The sequence below is a fragment of the bacterium 336/3 genome (assembly GCA_001281695.1).
Taxonomy (GTDB): Bacteria; Bacteroidota; Bacteroidia; order Cytophagales; family Thermonemataceae; genus Raineya.
Genome location: LJIE01000001.1, coordinates 1,248,561 through 1,265,670, shown reverse-complemented (window position 1 = coordinate 1,265,670; position 17,110 = coordinate 1,248,561). Strand labels below are relative to the sequence as shown.

The following is a 17,110-nucleotide window of genomic DNA, read 5'->3' as shown; positions in this document are numbered from 1 at the left end:
TTTATTGTTCTAACATAAAACAGATATTTTGTTCTAATAAACGAGCATTTATAGCAATATCTGCATCATAAGTTGCTATTTTCTGATTGGTTACAGTTCCGAATTGATAGTAATAGTCAATATTAAGTGTTGATGCCAATGAAAAATAGCACAAATTCGAGTTATCACCTTCTTTTCTCAACTCCATTACTTTACTTTTTTCAGACATAAAAAGCATATTTGTAAGAGCTGCTCCATGAATTGAAATTAAGTATTTTGTTGATTGCATCAGTTTTATTTGTTCTTCAAAACTATAATCTTCTAAATATACCACCTTGAAGTGATATTTTTCCAAGATAGGTTTTAATTTATCTTCATTGGATACATATCTCCTTTTAGCCTTTCCTCTGCTAATATAGATTCTTTCTTGAGCTGGTTGTTGGTTTGTAAAGTTATATTTTGTTTGATATAAACTTCTAATTTCTTGAACAATTATCTCATTATAATTCCCCGTCAGGGCTGTATAGGTAGGCACTATTAGATATTGCACATAAATATAACTATCAGATGGTATTTGATAGATTGCTTTAAAATTAAAAATACTCAATGACTTTTCTTGAAATGAATTTAGTTTATTAGGAAGCAACAATATATATTCATGTAGTCTGTCTGCTAAAGCCCCTATTCTTGTCATGGTATCAGCAAACCAGTGAAAATACCCATGAGACCAAGCGTCAAAAGCCAATAAATACTTCTCATTATTAGGAAGTTTGATTTTCTTACTTTTAAAAAAACAAGAAAGTTTGTATCTCCAATCAAAACCCTCAATAATATCCACTTCTTTTACATTTCTCCAACTATTATCCCAAATAACTCCTTGTGGTGTAATATACATATTTTTTAGTTCCAATACCTTACATTCATCAATTTCACGAACAATCTCTTTTTCAAAAGCTTGTAAGTCTTTTTGTTCCAAATTTTTTGGTAAAGCTCTTTGAACAATATGTTTAGGATAAAGGATTTTCATTATTTAATACTGAATTTAAAATATTTATAAATGTCAATCCAAAATCTTCAATATTCTTTTGATAATTATCACTAATGTTGACAGTAACATGATTATTTAAAAAATCTTCAATACATTTAGACAGTTGCAATGCATTTTGGGGAGGAAAAAATAAATATTTATTATTCCTTGCTTGCTCTCTATGCACTTCAATATCTGATAAAATCAATATTTGTTTCATAGCTTTTGCATCTTCTACCACTGTACTCCAACCTTCAAACAAAGAGGGCTGAACAACAGCTAAAGCATTTTTCATCAATTTAAGCTGTTCTAGTCTATCAATGAAACCTAAAAATAAAACATCCTCTACTAATCCATTATTTTGCACAAATTTCTTCAAATTTTGGGTATATTCTGGATACCTAAAATCATATTCTTTACCAGTAAAAACAATTTGAAAGGGCAATATTTTCTGGTTTTCTTTCATATGAAGTATAGAATTCAAAATAACTTGATGATTCTTATGAATCCAAAACTGATTAGGAGCTATAAAATATGGTTTGGTTATATCAAATTTCTCTAAAAGTGCCCCTGAATTTATGTTTATATATTCTGGATGAGAGACCGCAAAATTTAATATAAAAGTCTGATTTTTAGCTTTAGAATAGATTGTATTAAAATGTGCTTGAGCTACTTTACTACTAAAAATTATGGGTAGATTATATTTAATAATTCTTAAATGATGCTTTTTTCTTTTCTCTAACTCTTCTTTAGAAAAAAAATGACCTAGAAAGTATTCTTGAAAATCAGGAATCCAAGCAATTCTATAAGAAATGTTTCCTAGAGATTCTTGAAAGTCAAAAGGAAAGACAATATTAACAGTATGTTTTGGATGGCATTTGGTAATAATATTTTTATCAAAAACCAAACGACTTAATTTATTAACTATTTTTTCAAAAATATTGTATTGAAAAGAAAGTTTTTCAAATGAAGTATAGGGATATTGTAAGTTTTTTATAATCTTTACATCACTTTCTTTGTCACAAAATATAACCAAATGAGGTAGTTTTTCTTCTGGTAAAGTGCGAAGAGCCTGAATAAGGTTGAGAATGTAATAAGTGCCTCCTATCCAAGCCTCGTTATTAGAAAATATCAATCCTATTTTAATTCTTTGAGCCATTGAGCATACTGATTTAAACCTTTCTGCAAATCTATTGTTGACTGAAAACCCATTGATTGAATTTTAGATATGTCAGCACACCAATTATTAGGGTCTCCAACTTTTTGTTTACCTGAAAACACATATTTTTTATTAGGAGCATATATTTCAAAAAACAACTTTACAGCATCTTCTATTTTAGTTTCTTGCCCACTAGCAATATTAAAAATATCTCCTTCAAAAGAAGCATTTTGTATTAATAAATCTACTACATTAATTAAGTCTTTTATATGTATAAAATCTCTTGTTTCTTCACCCGTCCCAAAAAGCTCTATTTTTTCATTATGCTGTATTTTTTGATACAAATCCCAAAATAATTGCTTTTTTAAACCTTCTCCATAAGCTGAAAAAACCCTAAGACTACAAGTATGCAAACCAAAAAACTTATGATATTCTGTGAGTAAGTATTCGCTTTGCAATTTATGAAAGCCATAAGGAGAAAGTGGCTTTGTAGTAAAATCTTCTGATATAGGTAGTTTGAAAGGATTACCATATACAGCAGCACTTGAAAAGTTAATAAACTTACATGTAGGATTATATTTTCGAATGGCTACAAGAAGTTTATGAACATTGGAAACATTTAATTCGAAATCGACTTCAGGACTTTCAAATGAAAATGCTACATTTGCGGAGCCTGATGCATTAATGCACACGTCAAATTGTTGATTTTTAAATATGTATTCAAAATTTGAATTTTGTTTGCTTATGAGAAAATGATTTATTTTTTCATTTGAATCTGTTGTTACACCCCAAATTCTATACTGTTTATTAAGAAAGTAAGCTGTACAATGACTTCCTATAAATCCATTTGCTCCAATAACAAGGATTTTCATTTTACTTAATCTAGTTTTTTTATTATATATGCAGGGTTACCACCCATCATAACAAAGGAAGGAACATTCTTTGTTATAACTGTATTTGCTGCGATTATAGCTCCTTGTCCTATTCTAACTCCTTTCAGTATAGTTACATTAAAACTTATCCATACATTATCCTCTATAATAATTTCTTTTGTTACAATATTTCCTTTATATTGTTTATGATCATTTCTAACCAGTTGATGATAACTCTCAGCTCTTTCTATATAATCCAGCTCATGAGAATTTGTATCTATTATATTTACATTATGTGAAATTAATACATCATTACCTATTTGAACTTTTTCACCAGACCAAATCCTAGTACCCATACCTACATAACAATTATTTCCTATTGATATCTGCCCTCCATATTTAAAAACTAATAGTTCCCCATCTATTACAGTTTCATTTCCAATACTAATATATTCTTTTTGATTACTCATGTTATATATACGTGCATATTTATGAATGATAGCTTTATCTCCTACATAATAATCTTTTAATTTTTCCAAGTAATCTATTTCTAATAAATGTTGCAACTTATATGCTAATTTTCTCAAAATTAAAAAAAGTATTTTTTTCATAAATCTCGCAAATTTCTAAAAATATGAAATGGAGCATTTTCTGGTAATTTCATCATTAATACAAACTGAACATCCCCGTTTCTAAACGAATGGTAAACTAAATGGAATGGAAATGCATCAACAATGTCTTGCAAAATCATATCTCTTAAATGAAATGGGTTAAAATGTGTTGATTTTTTATCAGGGAAGCTAAAAATTATATTTTTTATATTACATCGTTTTACTAAGTTTTGAAGAATTTTGTCATTGTCAAAATGCTCTATGGTTTCTAAGCAAACTAAAGTATCAAAAGTATCATTTATATTATTGATATCTTCAGCTAAATATTTAATTTTAGGATGAGCATATTCTTGATTAGCCCACTTAATAGCTTCTTTATCTCTATCTACACCTATAACTTCATTGACTTCTGGATTTGCTCCTAATATAAAAGAACCATAACCAGATCCACAAGCAAAGTCTAAAACTTTACCATAACAAAACCTACGTATAGAAGCATATCGTCTTAAGTGTTCATGAAATCTTATTTCTCCTTCTATTTCTATAAACTCTTCTTTTGTTAAATATATTCTTTCTATTGTTTTTTTCTTTTTTGTTGCCATAATAGTTGTTTATTTATTTATGTAAGCTATTATTTTAGAACATATATCTTTCCAATTATGAAAATTTTCAATATTATATAAGTTATCTTTTGCTCTTCTAAAATATTCTTCTTCATCCATTTCTTGCATTTTTTTAATTTGTTGATAATTATAATCAATATCAGATATATGCATAGGAATAATAGATGAATAATTATATCCTGATTCTGGTGTACAAGCAATGCACATTCCAAAACAAATATTTTCTAATATAGTTGTTGCTTGTGCATCTCCAGAACTTAGGCTTAAAAAAAAATCATATTCATTTATTATACTTTGCATATATTCAGGGGTTAAGTCTGCATAATCTGCTATTTTTTTCCATCCATTTATAATACCACTTGAAATATATCCTCCTTGAAAGTCTGGATATACCTTGGCTATTAATTCTAATTGAATAGTATTTTTCCATGTTTGTGTATTACCAATATAAAGAAACTTTCGCTTTCCTGAAAGGTTTATTCTATCTTTTATATATGGATAATTCTTAGGGTCTATTCCCATATTTATTTGTAATGGCCTCTCATTTAGAAGTTTATTATAGGGTGAATTATCCCATGTATCAAACCAATATTCTCCACAAATGAAAATATTTTTTTTTGTATATTTTTCAAATAACTCTTTCAACCATAAACTTTCATTAGCGGGATGATTATATGGTAAAATTGCTATATTATCACATTCAGGATATGTTTCTAGTGTTCGCCATGATATACTTGATTTATTAATTTGCCAAATTGATTTCTTATTCCATAAATCAAAATCAGGTAATGGCTGAAAAAGTAATATATCATTTTTCTTTATGTTACAAACACCTTTTTCTTTCCAATCATATAACTTTATTTTATATATTTTACTTAGTTCTTTTATTAAATGAAATGTAATTGAGAATGGTGCAGCATTTGGTTTAGGCCAGCTGATATTTTTTCCTTTTCTATAAGATGGCCACATTATATTATATTTAGTTGTTATTTTATCTTGTCTATAATAAAATGGGTTTATTGACTCTGGTACTGCATATATAAAATGTAAAGTTTTATCCATAAATTCATTTATTTTTATATTTCTTTATGCTTAGATATATAAACTTAGGTATAATTTTTTTTAAAACATCTTTTATCTGAACTGTTAATGTTTTTTTTAAGCTATATTTTACTATTGCTTTAAATGTTATAGAATCCATTTTACTATTAACTTTTATTTGATTTGGATGTTCAATTTTATCTAAGTCAAATTTAAAGAATTGCATATTAAAAAATGGATGATGTTTCACAGTGTTTTCGGTATGAGTTCCTACATAGCCTATATTTTTAACTAAATTTTTACATGAAATTATAGATAAAGTATCATTAATCAATAAAGTATATAGCCATTGTATATCCCATGTATCTATATTTTTATTTTGTACTTCTGTAAGCATAGTTATAATCCATTTTTTTAACTTTTGATTTGGTATTTTTAATTTTAATTTTGCTTCAAAAAACTTTATGTCAATCTCAGTAATATTAAAATTATATTTATTCCAAACTCTTCTCCAAGTAGCCCATCCCCAAATAGTTCCCAAATTTGAAAAGTAATAACTATTTTTATTTTTATATTTTGTAAATAAATGATTTGTTCCACACACACTTGCTATTTGTTGTTCCATCTTATATTTTTCAAGCATTTCTTGGCAAAAGAAGAAAAAACTTTTTTCAGGTAAACAGTCATCTTCTAAAATAATCCCCTGTTCTACATGCTCAAAAAACCAAGTAATACCTTCACTCACAGCTTTACCACAACCTAAATTATTTTTTCTAAACAAGGTTTTTACTTCACAATCCCAATCAATATTATCAATTATAAACTTTCTTACTTCTTCCACTTTCTCTTGTTCTCCTATTTTATCTATTCTTGCTCCATCAGCAGCTATAAATAGTTGTATAGGCTTTGCTTCTTGAATTTTTGCAAAAACTTGTTTGGTAGTTTCCAAACGATTAAAAACTAAAAATAAAACAGGGGTATTTAACATAATTTTTTTACTCCTAAATTCATACAAAAGTAAATATATTTTACAAATATTCTTGTATTTCTCTAACTATATTCGCTACAGACTCTTCTCCAAAAGCCTTAAATATTTGTGTTTTATAAGATTTAATATTTTTAAATATTCTTTCTTGATAAACAATATTATTGATAAGTTTAGTCAATTCTATTTGAGCATCTTCTAAACTTTTAACTTCTATCCCTGCTTCTTCAGTATGAATATCAGGATTATAATGAGGAACAGATGTCAAATTAAATATAATAGGTATTGTTTCTCTTCCAATACTTTCTAAAATAGTTGCAGAATTTATGGCTACTGAAATTTTTGATTTACAAAGTACTTCATTTAAACTTTCTTGTGGTGTTGAAACCATAACATTAGGATATTTTTTGATAGCATTTACCTCTTCTTTAGAAATTGGATGAACAGGATGTGGTCTGACAACTACAGCATAATCAGGAAATTCTGAAGCTGTAAAAAAAATAAATTGCCACATTTTATTCCAAATTTCTTCATTGATAAATGCAGATTCAACTATTCTTGCTTGGAGTAAGAATACTATTTTATTTTCTTTTAAACAGTTTTGATTATTTTGTAAAATATGATTTCCAACACTTTTAAATTGAGTTTTAGGACTATAAGGTTGCTGGTATTGTGCCAAAGCATTGCCCCACACAAGCATTTTATCAAAACTCAAATTTTTACTACTAGGTGATGCTATAAAATCCCAACCTTGTTGAATACATACCGTTTTTATTCCATATTTTTTTGCCACTTGGCTTGCTATTTCATCATTTGCAGAAAACCCTTCAACAAGTAACAAGCATTTTGGCTTGTGGTATTGAAATACAACATCCAGTAAATCAACTTGATTGATTAAATTATTAAAAAGTTTTTTCAATAATTTTTTCTCAAATATAATAGGATAAGCTTGTTTAGCAAACGGCTCTAAGTTTACATGAGGTTGATTTGTTTCTTGAGCAGCTTGTTCTGTATCTAAATATCCATAATGTAAATACGAATAGCTTGAAAAATTCTTGAGTATGGGATTTAGGAAATATACAAATCTATTTTCGTGTGTATAAACTAATATATCTTTTTTAATTTTTTCTTCTTTGAGAACATTAATAGAATCCTTTATCTTTTTATAAGGGCGTAAAAAAAACTCTCTGAAATTTACAGAATATGTATTATCAATATCTTCTTTATGAATTTCGTTTTCTCCTAAAAATGTAGCAACAGACTTGAATATTGTTTCTTGAGGTATATCCGTTTGTTTATATTGTTTGAAATAAAATTTATGAAATTCCAGCCTAAAGCACTCATAAAATATGGTTCTAGCTATTGCATATTTGATATTTACCTTTTTATATATAAAAATAGATGGGTAGACTTTTTCATAAAAATCTAATACCTGATTTACAGCTTCATCTAATTTACTAAAATAAGTGTAATTGGCTTTTGGTAATTTTTCAGAATCTTCATACATACTTAATAACCACCTATTTGCTTGTAAATATCCAACATACTTTTTTGTTCTCCTAATGAACAAAAATCTGTATAGTTATTCTCTAAGAAATTTTTTGTTTGTAAATAAACTCCATGTTTAAACTGTTCATCTAAACTATAATCTATTTCTTCAACAAGCTCAATAGCTACAGAACCTATTTTTTGTATTTGTAGTTTTTCTAAAGGTCTAAAAACAAGTCGATGTTTAATGGTATTGATTTCTAATCCCCAACGTCCAGGAGCCTGCCAGTTCGCTTGATAAGAAAATAAAGCTCCTTTTTCTGTTTCACCAGCTCCTGCAAAAATAGCTGATTTAGTATGCCATGCTAAGTTGCCTTTCCCTTTTACAAAAGTATTGATTTGAGATGGCTTTCCACCTAAGAAAAATGCTAAATCTATCACATGCGTAGAATTTCCCATAAACCAATTTTGTAACTCAGTAGAATGTTTGGGTAAATTTTGTATACTATGTGACCATTCTGTAAACTCAAAATTGAAAGACATCACTCCTCCATCTTCTTCGATGATTTTCTTTGCCTTTAATGTAGAAGCATAAAATCTACGATTGTATGCTAAAAATATTTCTGTTTGATGGATATGAGCAGCATTCCAGATTTGAGCAAATTCTTCTACTTCTCCAAAACCAGGTTTTTCTAAAAGTATTTTTTTCACTCCAGCCTCCATTAATTGTAGAGTGGTTTCTGCTAAGGTTTCTATACTAACTCCAACAATAGCACATTTTGGAATTTGGGTATTTTCTGATAGATATTTTTGTAAGCCACCAACAATAGGCTTTACACCTATCATTTCTTCAAATTTTTTTGCATTCTCTTCCCCTCTTCCAACAGCTATATATTTATAGTTCAATGCATTAAGAACTTTAGCATACTCGATACCCATATACCCAGTACCCACTAAAAGAATATGTTCCATGATAATATTAAGTAATAGGAAATAGTTTTTGATGTGTTTTGCTTAAAGAAAGCCATTCAAACATGAGTTTATGAGTCTCATAGCTTTCTTCCAGTAAAGGTAATAAAGATTTACCATCTTTTATTAAGGTTTCCACCCACAATTTTGTCAAATCACCCAAGAATGGAGATTCAAAGTTCTCTGTTTCAAGAGGTTGGTAATCTGCGAAATATCGATTAATAGGCATTTGACTATCAACTTTACGTAGTTGATAATTCAATTTACCTTCTACTTCATTGAATTGTATTCTTCCATGCGGGGCTACAATTTCCCAACTACCAAAAACTGTACTTTCCGAACTCATAGAAATTTGTAAACGACCTTTATAAATGTCATCTCTAAAAAACTTAATAGTTGCCCATCCTCCAAAATCACCAAAATCAGCCCCCCTACCACTTGGAATAACTGTTTCTTCTATTTCACCTGCTATCAATTCTGTTTTATTTGCATCAAGCAAAAACATGCATAAATCTAAATAATGAATGCCATTAGCTCCAATACCTAATGTACCTGTATTAACAGAAATATTCGCAAACCCTTTTAATTGAGGCATTTGCTGTAAATCTTGTTGTATTTTCCTAAACATCTCATACATTCGCATATTTAAGTTTACGAAAATTGGAGTCTTTTGATTTTTAGAAAAATGGATAACTTCTTCTACCTCTTCTAAACTTTGCCCCAAAGGTTTTTCTATAAGGATATATTTACAATTAGTTTTGAGAATATGTTCAAGCCTTTCTATTCTATTTTGAGCTGTAGAAGCATCTATCACAATATCAGCTTGAATAGGCGTACCTATAAAATTCTCTAAAGTAATAAAAGATAATATTTTAGTAGTTTGTGAGTTTAATGTATTTTTAGCATTTGCTAATGCTTCTTCTTTTATGTCCACCAGTACAAGTTCTGCAATTGCTGGTACTTGTAATAAGCCTTGTGCATGGCGTATGCCCATTCTACCAGCTCCTATAACTATTACTTTCATGCTTTCTTTATACAATTTGTTGTTGAAATAAATTTAGTATTCTTTCTCCCGATTTACCATCTATATGTCCAAAGTAGTTTTTCTTTTGGCTATAAACTTTTATTTTTTGAAAAACATAATCTAACTCATTAATAATTTTTTCTAACTCTTTGTGAAAATTTTGTCTCTCTTTAACTGTAATAACAGCATCTATCCCAATATAATCTGTATAGTTCCACTGAAAAACATCAAAATTCAAGACTATTTTTTCACACGCTAATGCCATTCGAATTGTAGCTGAAACATTTGCCACAAATATATCACAAATAGGCACTATTTCTTCTATAGCTCCTTTAAAAATCTTTATATTTTCTCTTTCGATATATTTCAGATTTTCATAACTGCTTCTTGGATGTAAACTCACAACTACATGATATTTATCTTGATTTCCAAGTAAATTTATCCAATCTTCTATCATTTCGTTATAATTTTGATAGTTAGGATTTGGATGAAAATCTGGAGGTAGAGCACAAAGTATCAAAGGTTTTTGATCTTCGAAATTTAAACTTTCTGAGAGTTCACAAAGTATTTTTTCTTTATGAAGTAGCTTTTCATGAAAAATATCTTGATATAAAGCACCTAATACTTCCATTTTTTTTGAGTCTAAGCCTTCTTGAATGTAGTAATCTTTCAAATACTGGCTATCAAAAATCATTTTATCAATTTGTAAGCCATTATATACCCAAGGTTTTTTAGGGGCAAGTCCCAGCCACTCTAGAGCTAATATTTCCTCTAAATGGAAATATAGAATATTCTTTTCTTTATAACGAAGTTTCCATTTAGGGTATAAAAAAGCTATTAGTTTCTTATAAAAGCCTTTGATCTCGTACTTTGCAAGCCTTCTAAAAATTGCTTCTGCAAATTCTATGTAATTTGCGACAGTAAAAGGTATAAGAAAAGTTTTGATATTTAAGCCTTTAGCTATTTTTAAGATGTTGGGTGTTTGATAGGTTGGAGAAGTCTCTGATAGAATAATTCCTTTAATAACTTGCTCAATAATTATTTTTTGAATTGATAGATTATTGTTTTTTTTCTCAATGATATTATTTCGTAGATGTCCAAAAAACTCTGTATATTTTTTTCTTAATAACCTGCATAATAGAAAATTAAGTCCTTTTAAAAATATCAGAAAAATATTAAATGAGTATGTTTTGCCTGTTTTTTGAGCTTTTTCTGTTGTAAATTCTATATATGAGAACTCTAATGTATCACAAATCTTTTTAGCTTCATAAAGCTCGTGATAGGTGGAATCAAGAAAAAATACAGGATTGAATTGAGAATTTTTCTTTAAGAAATGAGCCAAAGGAAAAAGAGACTTGAATTGTGTTTGAATATTCACAACAAAAAGTAAGTTTTTAGCTTCAGTCATATTTAGTTTCGTAATTTTTCTATAATGGAATTATAAATAATTGAATGTGTTTTTGGAGTAATGTGATGCCCATCTTCTTTGAGTACATAATCATCTATTGAATCATGACTATTTTTGATAATATCATGGATATCAACAAAATGCACATTACTTTTCTCTTGTGAAAGATTTTTTAAAGAACTTATTATATCATTATATTGGTTTATACTTTTTGTTAATCCCGGTGAATGTTTCTCTGTTGACTCATTAGTGGGGGCAATATTGATAATAAAAATATTTTTAAACTGATTGATTGCATCTTTGAACCATATTTGATAAGTTTCTTCAAAAATATTGGGTTCTGTTACCCTCCAAACAAAATTATTTCTTTGAAGTAAGGCTCTATTATTTTTTATTAGCTTAATTAAAATCTTCTGTAATTTACCCTTTAAGCGAGAAATATAATTACGAACAGCAGGAGGAATAGGTCGAGGAGCACAATCACAAATGCCACAATGAATAATTAATATATCCCCTTTCTCTCCAAAATATGCTTTATCTTCAACATACCATTTATATAGGTAAGTTACTGTCGAGTTAATACGGGTTCGGTCAAGGAGTTCGAGTTCTGCATCTTTTTTTCTGAAAAAATTCTCAAGTAAAGTTACATAACGTTCAGCATTAGTTACATGCCCTATACGGGGCAATCCAAGAGAATCTCCATAAATACGAACTTTTATCATAAGTTATGATATTTTCTGAATATTCCAGTCAAAATTATACCGAATCATGGCTTCAGGCCACTCTCTAAACCAGTTACCTCTTACTCCTTCTGAATTCATATCATCTGTAATTTGGAAAGATAGTACATCTGGAATTGTTACAAAATAATCTTTATTAGTAGGGCATGTACAAATTAGGGCTTCTAGAAAATATGTCCCCTCATTTAATAAGTTTTTAGGGATGATACACACTTCTCTAAATGTTCCTTCTTCTTGTGGTATTTCTGTGTAAGGAGAATATTTATTGTCAATAGCTACAAAAACTCTTATTCCTTCTTGATTTCGTAAATAAAAATGAACTTGATAACAATAACTTGTTTTTAATATTTTATAAACAATTTCAATGTATATATTTTCTTTTACATCATAATTTACAGAAATATTGCCATCAGTATTTTTTAGTACAACATGTTGTACCTCAAGCATATCATTGATTGATGGTTTTTTAGTATTGTCCCAAGTACGTTCACCTAATTGTTTTTGTCCCCAAGCAAGATAAGTATCAACCGTTTTATTGATACTATCTTCCATAAATACTTTTCCATTTTGCAAGTATATTCCTCTAGAACATAAGCTTTTAAGCATACTCATGTTATGGCTTACAAAAAGTACGGTTCGTCCTTTTTGGCTAACATCCTGCATCTTACCCAAACATTTTTTCTGAAAATCTGCATCACCTACAGCAAGTACTTCGTCTACAATGAGGATTTCAGGCTCCAAATGAGCTGCAACAGCAAAAGCCAAACGCACATACATTCCTGATGAATAGCGTTTTACTGGTGTATCGATATATTTACCTATTCCTGAGAAATCAACAATTTCGTCAAATTTAGAGCGAATATCATTTTTTGTCATTCCTAGAATTGCTCCATTCAGGAATATATTCTCTCTACCTGTTAGTTCTGGGTGAAAACCTGTACCAACTTCCAGTAAGGAGGCTATTCTACCTTTAACCTTAATACTACCTTTTGTTGGAGTTGTAACTTTTGATAAAATTTTGAGTAGTGTAGATTTTCCAGCCCCATTCTTTCCAATAATACCTACAACTTCGCCTGTTTTTATCTCAAAGTTAATATCTTGTAAAGCCCAAACATAATCTCCTTTTATATTTTCTCTGTCGTTGGTTTCTCCAACCTTTAAAGTAGGATCATCTTTTCCTCTTAATTTAGCCATCCATCGCCCTACATCTTCTCGTAAAGATCCTACTCCTACAACTCCAAGACGGTATTGCTTCCAAAGATTTTCTACTTTTAATACTATATCAGACACCTTTCTATAAGTTTATTTAATCTTCTAAACCTCCACCCCAAATATTATGACGAAGTTGCCATTCACCTTTATCGTTTTTTGCCCATAAGTGAGGTGAACGAAACTTATCACTCAATTCATTTTTGAAATATTCTGGATTAATGTCCAGATACTCCATAATTTCATCAAAATATTTATCAGGAAACTCTCCATCAAAACGTTTAACAAGAGCAACTCCTTCTTCACGAGTAAGATGTTTATTTCTTATTTCTTGTGAAGCATCATAAGTAGCTCTTCCTATTCCAAACTTAATAAATGTGGTATAGTAATGTAAATCATCTATCTTATCATCAATACTGTTATATTTACTATATGTACCTTGTGTACGGAAAGGACGAGCTTTAAAACCCGTATTTTCTACTGCATAATAATATACTTCTTGGGGTGTCCAACGTAAATAATAGCCTAGGTAATGCACCTGAATATCTTTCCCTCCCATTTCTTGTGTAGAAGCAGGTAAAAATGACATCAAATCTGAAAGACGAACATCATGTTTTTCCTGTAATTCTTTAATGCTTACTCCTCCTAAAAATATCTCATCAAGGTGATTAAATGTAAAATATGATTTGTCTCTGAGTGAAGAAGTGTTATCTGCAATAGGATTTCCATACTCAGCTTCATTTTCTCCATAGAAAATCAAAGGTATATCATACTTTAAAGCAATTTTTACAGCCAAATTCTTTTGTCCTAGAATAAAAGTCTGGAATGGATGAAATATGTTTTCAATAGAAAGTTTAGTGAGTAATTTCATTACTTTACCATTTCTATTGAAACTAATGTTATCAAAACCTCCTACATCTAACCAGTTTTTGAAGTTTTTATATCCATAATCTGTATAAAGAATTGGAGGCCAAGTAACTGTAAGAGGATTCATCCCATATTTGTATTTCAAAACATGAGCCTGAAAAGCACTGTCTTTGCCACCACTCCCAGGAACTATACAATCATAACCACCATCTGTTCTGCGATATTTATCCAAAAGTTTTAGAAGTTCTTCTTCTCTTTTTGCCCAATCTATTTTGTGTTTTTGCTCATTGGTTCTACAAGCATCACAAACTCCTTCTTCATCAAAAACTAATGTCGTTTTTTTAGAATCTTTTGTATGCTTAAACTCAACAGCAGAAGTAGGACGCTGATTAGACATCACACATTTTTTACAAAACTTTACTTCTTTAGGCAAGCCATAATATGCTTCCAGCTCTTCTTTATTAGTTTTCATTTTGATTATTTAAGTTCTTTCGACCAATTTTTATATACTTTCAGTCCCAAATCGGCACTTTTTTCTGGATGAAACTGCGTCGCAAATATATTATTTTTCTGAATAGAGGAACAATATTTTTTTCCTTCATAGGTTGTTTCTGAAATCATATCTTTTTGAGTAGATGGCTCTACATAAAAAGAATGAACAAAATACATAAAGGAGTTTTCAGCAATGTCTGCAAGTGGAGTTTGTTGCCAATTTGCATGCAAAGGTCTTTGAATTGTATTCCAACCTATCTGAGGTATTTTTACACTTTTATCAGGGCTTTGGAATTTTTTTACGATGCCTTCCACCAAACCCAAGCCCTTTGTAACTCCAAATTCTTCACTTTCTTCAAATAGTAATTGAAGTCCCAAGCATACTCCTAAAAAGGGTTTTCCAGAGCTTACAAAATCTTTAATTGGGCTTACCAAATCAAGTTTTTGTAAATTACTCATAGATTCTCCAAATGCTCCTACACCAGGCAGAATAATCCCATCTGCTGCCATGAGCTTATCTTTATCGGAGGTAATTTCTGCATTAATGCCAATTTTTAAACATGCATTTAATACACTAAACAAGTTACCTGCCTGATAATCAACAATTACTACTTTACTCATAACTTTATATTCTACAAGGAACACCTTGATTTACTAAATATTTTTTTATTTCTGGAAGAGCTAAAGGCTGTATTTTTGTAAACGAACGCCCACTTTTTAAGAAACTTGTATTTCCTTCTTTTTCTGTATCTATTTCTTGTTCATGTTTTTGGATAAAATCATAATGCAAAACTGAAGCTACAGCAATAGCATCAGCTTTACTATTTTTGACTACATTCTCAAAATCTTCTAATTTTCCAGCTCCTCCATGAGCAATTACTGGAATAGATACTTTTTCTGCTATTTGTTGTACCAATTCAAAATCAAAACCAGAACCTGTACCTTCCTTATCAACAGATGTTATAACCAATTCTCCTGCACCCAAGCTTTCTGCTTCCATTGCCCATTCTAGTGCATTTTTTCCTGTGTATTCTCTACCATTATCTGTATAGCAAAGATATTCACCATTGGATTGCTTAATAGCCTCAATAGCTACCACAATAGTAGATGCTCCAAATTTCAGGGATGCATCTTTAATAATTTTAGGATTAGCAATTGCAGCTGTATTTAAGGATACCTTATCAGCACCTGCTTTAAGTACATTCCGAATATCTTCAATAGTTCTTAAGCCTCCTCCAACTGTAAGAGGAATAAATATTTCTTTTGCTGTTCGAGAAATGATATCTTGTAAGCTATTGCGTTCATATAAACTAGCTACTACATCCATATACATGAGTTCATCCGCCCCTTGTTCATAGTAGTACCTTGCAAAGGTTTCTGGATTTCCAAGAACTCTAAGCCCCTCCAGATGTATTCCTTTTACAAGATGTTGCCCTTTTATATCTAATCTTGGTATAATTCTAATATTTTTTGCCACTAATGATAAAAATTTCTAACGGTTTGTACTACTTTTTCTAACTCTTGATCTGTAATATTCGTTGAGCAGGGCAAACTTACGCTTTTTTCGTAAATCTTGAAAGCATTATCTTCTTTACTAACATATATATCACCTTTAAACATTTCGAGCATATTCATAGGTCGCCAAAAAGGGCGAACTTGTATTTTCTTTTCTATCAGATATGGCATTAAATCTTTTTGCTTCTCAATACAAACAGTAAATAGCCAATAATTAGGTTTGCTATTTTCCGTATCTTTTTGAAAAGAAATAGGTAAGCCTTTTAAATTTTCTGTATAATATTGATAGATTTCTTTTTTTCTTTTGAGGAAATTAGGCATTTGCTCCAATTGAGCTACCCCCATTGCAGCCAAAATATTGACTAAGCGATAGTTATAACCTACCTCATCATGAATATATTCAAAATTATCTGATTTAGCTTGGGTCGTTAAGTGTTTGGCTTTTTTAGCAGTTTTTTCATCATTGGTTACTATCATTCCACCGCCACCAGTTGTCATAATTTTATTTCCATTGAAACTAAAACACCCCATTTCTCCAAATGTTCCTGCATGCTGATTTTGATAAAAAGAACCCAGAGCTTCTGTGGAGTCTTCTACAATAGAGAGACGGTATTTTTGAGCCAATTGCATAATTTTATCCATTTCACACATATTTCCAAGTACGTGTACAGGCATGAGGGCTTTAATTCTTCTTTTATTTTCTTTTAAATAACAAGCATTATTCTCTTGATAGGTATTGTTTTTAAAAAATTCTTCCAATAAATCAACATCCATTTGCCAAGTGTCAGGTAAAACATCTACTAAAATGGGTGATGCATAACAATATTTAATAGCATTGATGCTGGCAATAAAAGTAATATTAGGGACTATAACATAATCATTTTGATTAACTCCAGCAATTTGTAATGCCATGTGAAGAGCTGCTGTACCATTTACTACTGAAACTGCATATTTTGCTCCAACATAATCAGCAAAGTCTTTTTCAAATTTATCTACAAAACTCCCAACAGAAGAAACCCAATTTGTATCCAAACATTCTTTTACATACTTCCATTCATTACCTGAAAGGTTAGGAACAGAAAGAGGTATCAAATTTTCCAT

Annotated in this window: 16 protein-coding genes and 1 pseudogene; all 17 read right to left on the bottom strand. The window is 29.7% G+C overall.

Annotated elements, in window-relative coordinates; genetic code table 11:
* Position 1 precedes the first annotated feature (1 nt).
* A complete protein-coding gene (locus AD998_05920; GenBank protein KOY85752.1) occupies positions 2-1,006 on the bottom strand; it encodes a hypothetical protein in 1,005 nt (334 codons plus the stop codon).
* Positions 987-2,165 carry a hypothetical protein gene (locus tag AD998_05915; GenBank protein ID KOY85751.1) on the bottom strand — a complete coding sequence of 393 codons (1,179 nt, stop codon included), beginning with the start codon at positions 2,163-2,165 and terminating at the stop codon, positions 987-989. Before AD998_05915 ends, AD998_05920 begins: the two co-directional genes overlap by 20 nt.
* Positions 2,144-3,037 carry a hypothetical protein gene (locus AD998_05910; GenBank protein ID KOY85750.1) on the bottom strand — a complete coding sequence of 298 codons (894 nt, stop codon included), beginning with the start codon at positions 3,035-3,037 and terminating at the stop codon, positions 2,144-2,146. Before AD998_05910 ends, AD998_05915 begins: the two co-directional genes overlap by 22 nt.
* Before the next feature lie 5 nt (positions 3,038-3,042).
* Positions 3,043-3,603 carry a hypothetical protein gene (locus AD998_05905; GenBank protein KOY88076.1) on the bottom strand — a complete coding sequence of 187 codons (561 nt, stop codon included), beginning with the start codon at positions 3,601-3,603 and terminating at the stop codon, positions 3,043-3,045.
* A gap of 263 nt (positions 3,604-3,866) precedes the next feature.
* Positions 3,867-4,217 (bottom strand): annotated as a pseudogene (locus AD998_05900) (hypothetical protein).
* Between the two features lie 42 nt (positions 4,218-4,259).
* Positions 4,260-5,333: a hypothetical protein gene (locus AD998_05895; GenBank protein KOY85749.1), complete on the bottom strand. Its 1,074-nt coding sequence runs from the start codon at positions 5,331-5,333 to the stop codon at positions 4,260-4,262.
* A gap of 4 nt (positions 5,334-5,337) precedes the next feature.
* On the bottom strand, positions 5,338-6,300 hold the full coding sequence (locus AD998_05890; GenBank protein ID KOY85748.1) for a hypothetical protein: 963 nt from the start codon (positions 6,298-6,300) through the stop codon (positions 5,338-5,340).
* A 40-nt stretch (positions 6,301-6,340) separates the two neighbouring features.
* Positions 6,341-7,804, bottom strand: a complete 1,464-nt coding sequence (locus tag AD998_05885) for a hypothetical protein (GenBank protein KOY85747.1) — start codon at positions 7,802-7,804, stop codon at positions 6,341-6,343.
* 2 nt (positions 7,805-7,806) lie between these two features.
* A complete protein-coding gene (locus AD998_05880) occupies positions 7,807-8,757 on the bottom strand; it encodes a myo-inositol 2-dehydrogenase (GenBank protein ID KOY85746.1) in 951 nt (316 codons plus the stop codon).
* Between the two features lie 7 nt (positions 8,758-8,764).
* Positions 8,765-9,793, bottom strand: a complete 1,029-nt coding sequence (locus AD998_05875; protein KOY85745.1) for a hypothetical protein — start codon at positions 9,791-9,793, stop codon at positions 8,765-8,767.
* Positions 9,786-11,186 carry a hypothetical protein gene (locus AD998_05870; GenBank protein ID KOY85744.1) on the bottom strand — a complete coding sequence of 467 codons (1,401 nt, stop codon included), beginning with the start codon at positions 11,184-11,186 and terminating at the stop codon, positions 9,786-9,788. Before AD998_05870 ends, AD998_05875 begins: the two co-directional genes overlap by 8 nt.
* 2 nt (positions 11,187-11,188) lie before the next feature.
* Positions 11,189-11,908, bottom strand: a complete 720-nt coding sequence (locus AD998_05865; GenBank protein ID KOY85743.1) for a hypothetical protein — start codon at positions 11,906-11,908, stop codon at positions 11,189-11,191.
* Between the two features lie 3 nt (positions 11,909-11,911).
* On the bottom strand, positions 11,912-13,216 hold the full coding sequence (locus AD998_05860) for a hypothetical protein (protein KOY85742.1): 1,305 nt from the start codon (positions 13,214-13,216) through the stop codon (positions 11,912-11,914).
* A 16-nt stretch (positions 13,217-13,232) separates the two neighbouring features.
* Positions 13,233-14,474, bottom strand: a complete 1,242-nt coding sequence (locus tag AD998_05855) for an LPS biosynthesis protein (protein KOY85741.1) — start codon at positions 14,472-14,474, stop codon at positions 13,233-13,235.
* Positions 14,475-14,479: 5 nt separating this feature from the next.
* Positions 14,480-15,115 carry a hypothetical protein gene (locus AD998_05850; protein KOY88075.1) on the bottom strand — a complete coding sequence of 212 codons (636 nt, stop codon included), beginning with the start codon at positions 15,113-15,115 and terminating at the stop codon, positions 14,480-14,482.
* A 4-nt stretch (positions 15,116-15,119) separates the two neighbouring features.
* Entirely contained in the window at positions 15,120-15,971 is an 852-nt protein-coding gene (locus tag AD998_05845; protein ID KOY85740.1) for a hypothetical protein, read from the bottom strand.
* Positions 15,971-17,110 (bottom strand): hypothetical protein, encoded by a 1,140-nt coding sequence (locus AD998_05840; protein ID KOY85739.1) that lies wholly within the window; start codon positions 17,108-17,110, stop codon positions 15,971-15,973. Before AD998_05840 ends, AD998_05845 begins: the two co-directional genes overlap by 1 nt.

Coding starts and splice junctions, on each gene's coding strand:
- AD998_05920 (KOY85752.1), bottom strand. CDS start 1,006: ATGAAAATCCTTTATCCTAAACATATTGTTCAAAGAGCTTTACCAAAA.
- AD998_05915 (KOY85751.1), bottom strand. CDS start 2,165: ATGGCTCAAAGAATTAAAATAGGATTGATATTTTCTAATAACGAGGCT.
- AD998_05910 (KOY85750.1), bottom strand. CDS start 3,037: ATGAAAATCCTTGTTATTGGAGCAAATGGATTTATAGGAAGTCATTGT.
- AD998_05895 (KOY85749.1), bottom strand. CDS start 5,333: ATGGATAAAACTTTACATTTTATATATGCAGTACCAGAGTCAATAAAC.
- AD998_05890 (KOY85748.1), bottom strand. CDS start 6,300: ATGTTAAATACCCCTGTTTTATTTTTAGTTTTTAATCGTTTGGAAACT.
- AD998_05885 (KOY85747.1), bottom strand. CDS start 7,804: ATGTATGAAGATTCTGAAAAATTACCAAAAGCCAATTACACTTATTTT.
- AD998_05880 (KOY85746.1), bottom strand. CDS start 8,757: ATGGAACATATTCTTTTAGTGGGTACTGGGTATATGGGTATCGAGTAT.
- AD998_05870 (KOY85744.1), bottom strand. CDS start 11,186: ATGACTGAAGCTAAAAACTTACTTTTTGTTGTGAATATTCAAACACAA.
- AD998_05865 (KOY85743.1), bottom strand. CDS start 11,908: ATGATAAAAGTTCGTATTTATGGAGATTCTCTTGGATTGCCCCGTATA.
- AD998_05855 (KOY85741.1), bottom strand. CDS start 14,474: ATGAAAACTAATAAAGAAGAGCTGGAAGCATATTATGGCTTGCCTAAA.
- AD998_05850 (KOY88075.1), bottom strand. CDS start 15,115: ATGAGTAAAGTAGTAATTGTTGATTATCAGGCAGGTAACTTGTTTAGT.
- AD998_05840 (KOY85739.1), bottom strand. CDS start 17,110: ATGGAAAATTTGATACCTCTTTCTGTTCCTAACCTTTCAGGTAATGAA.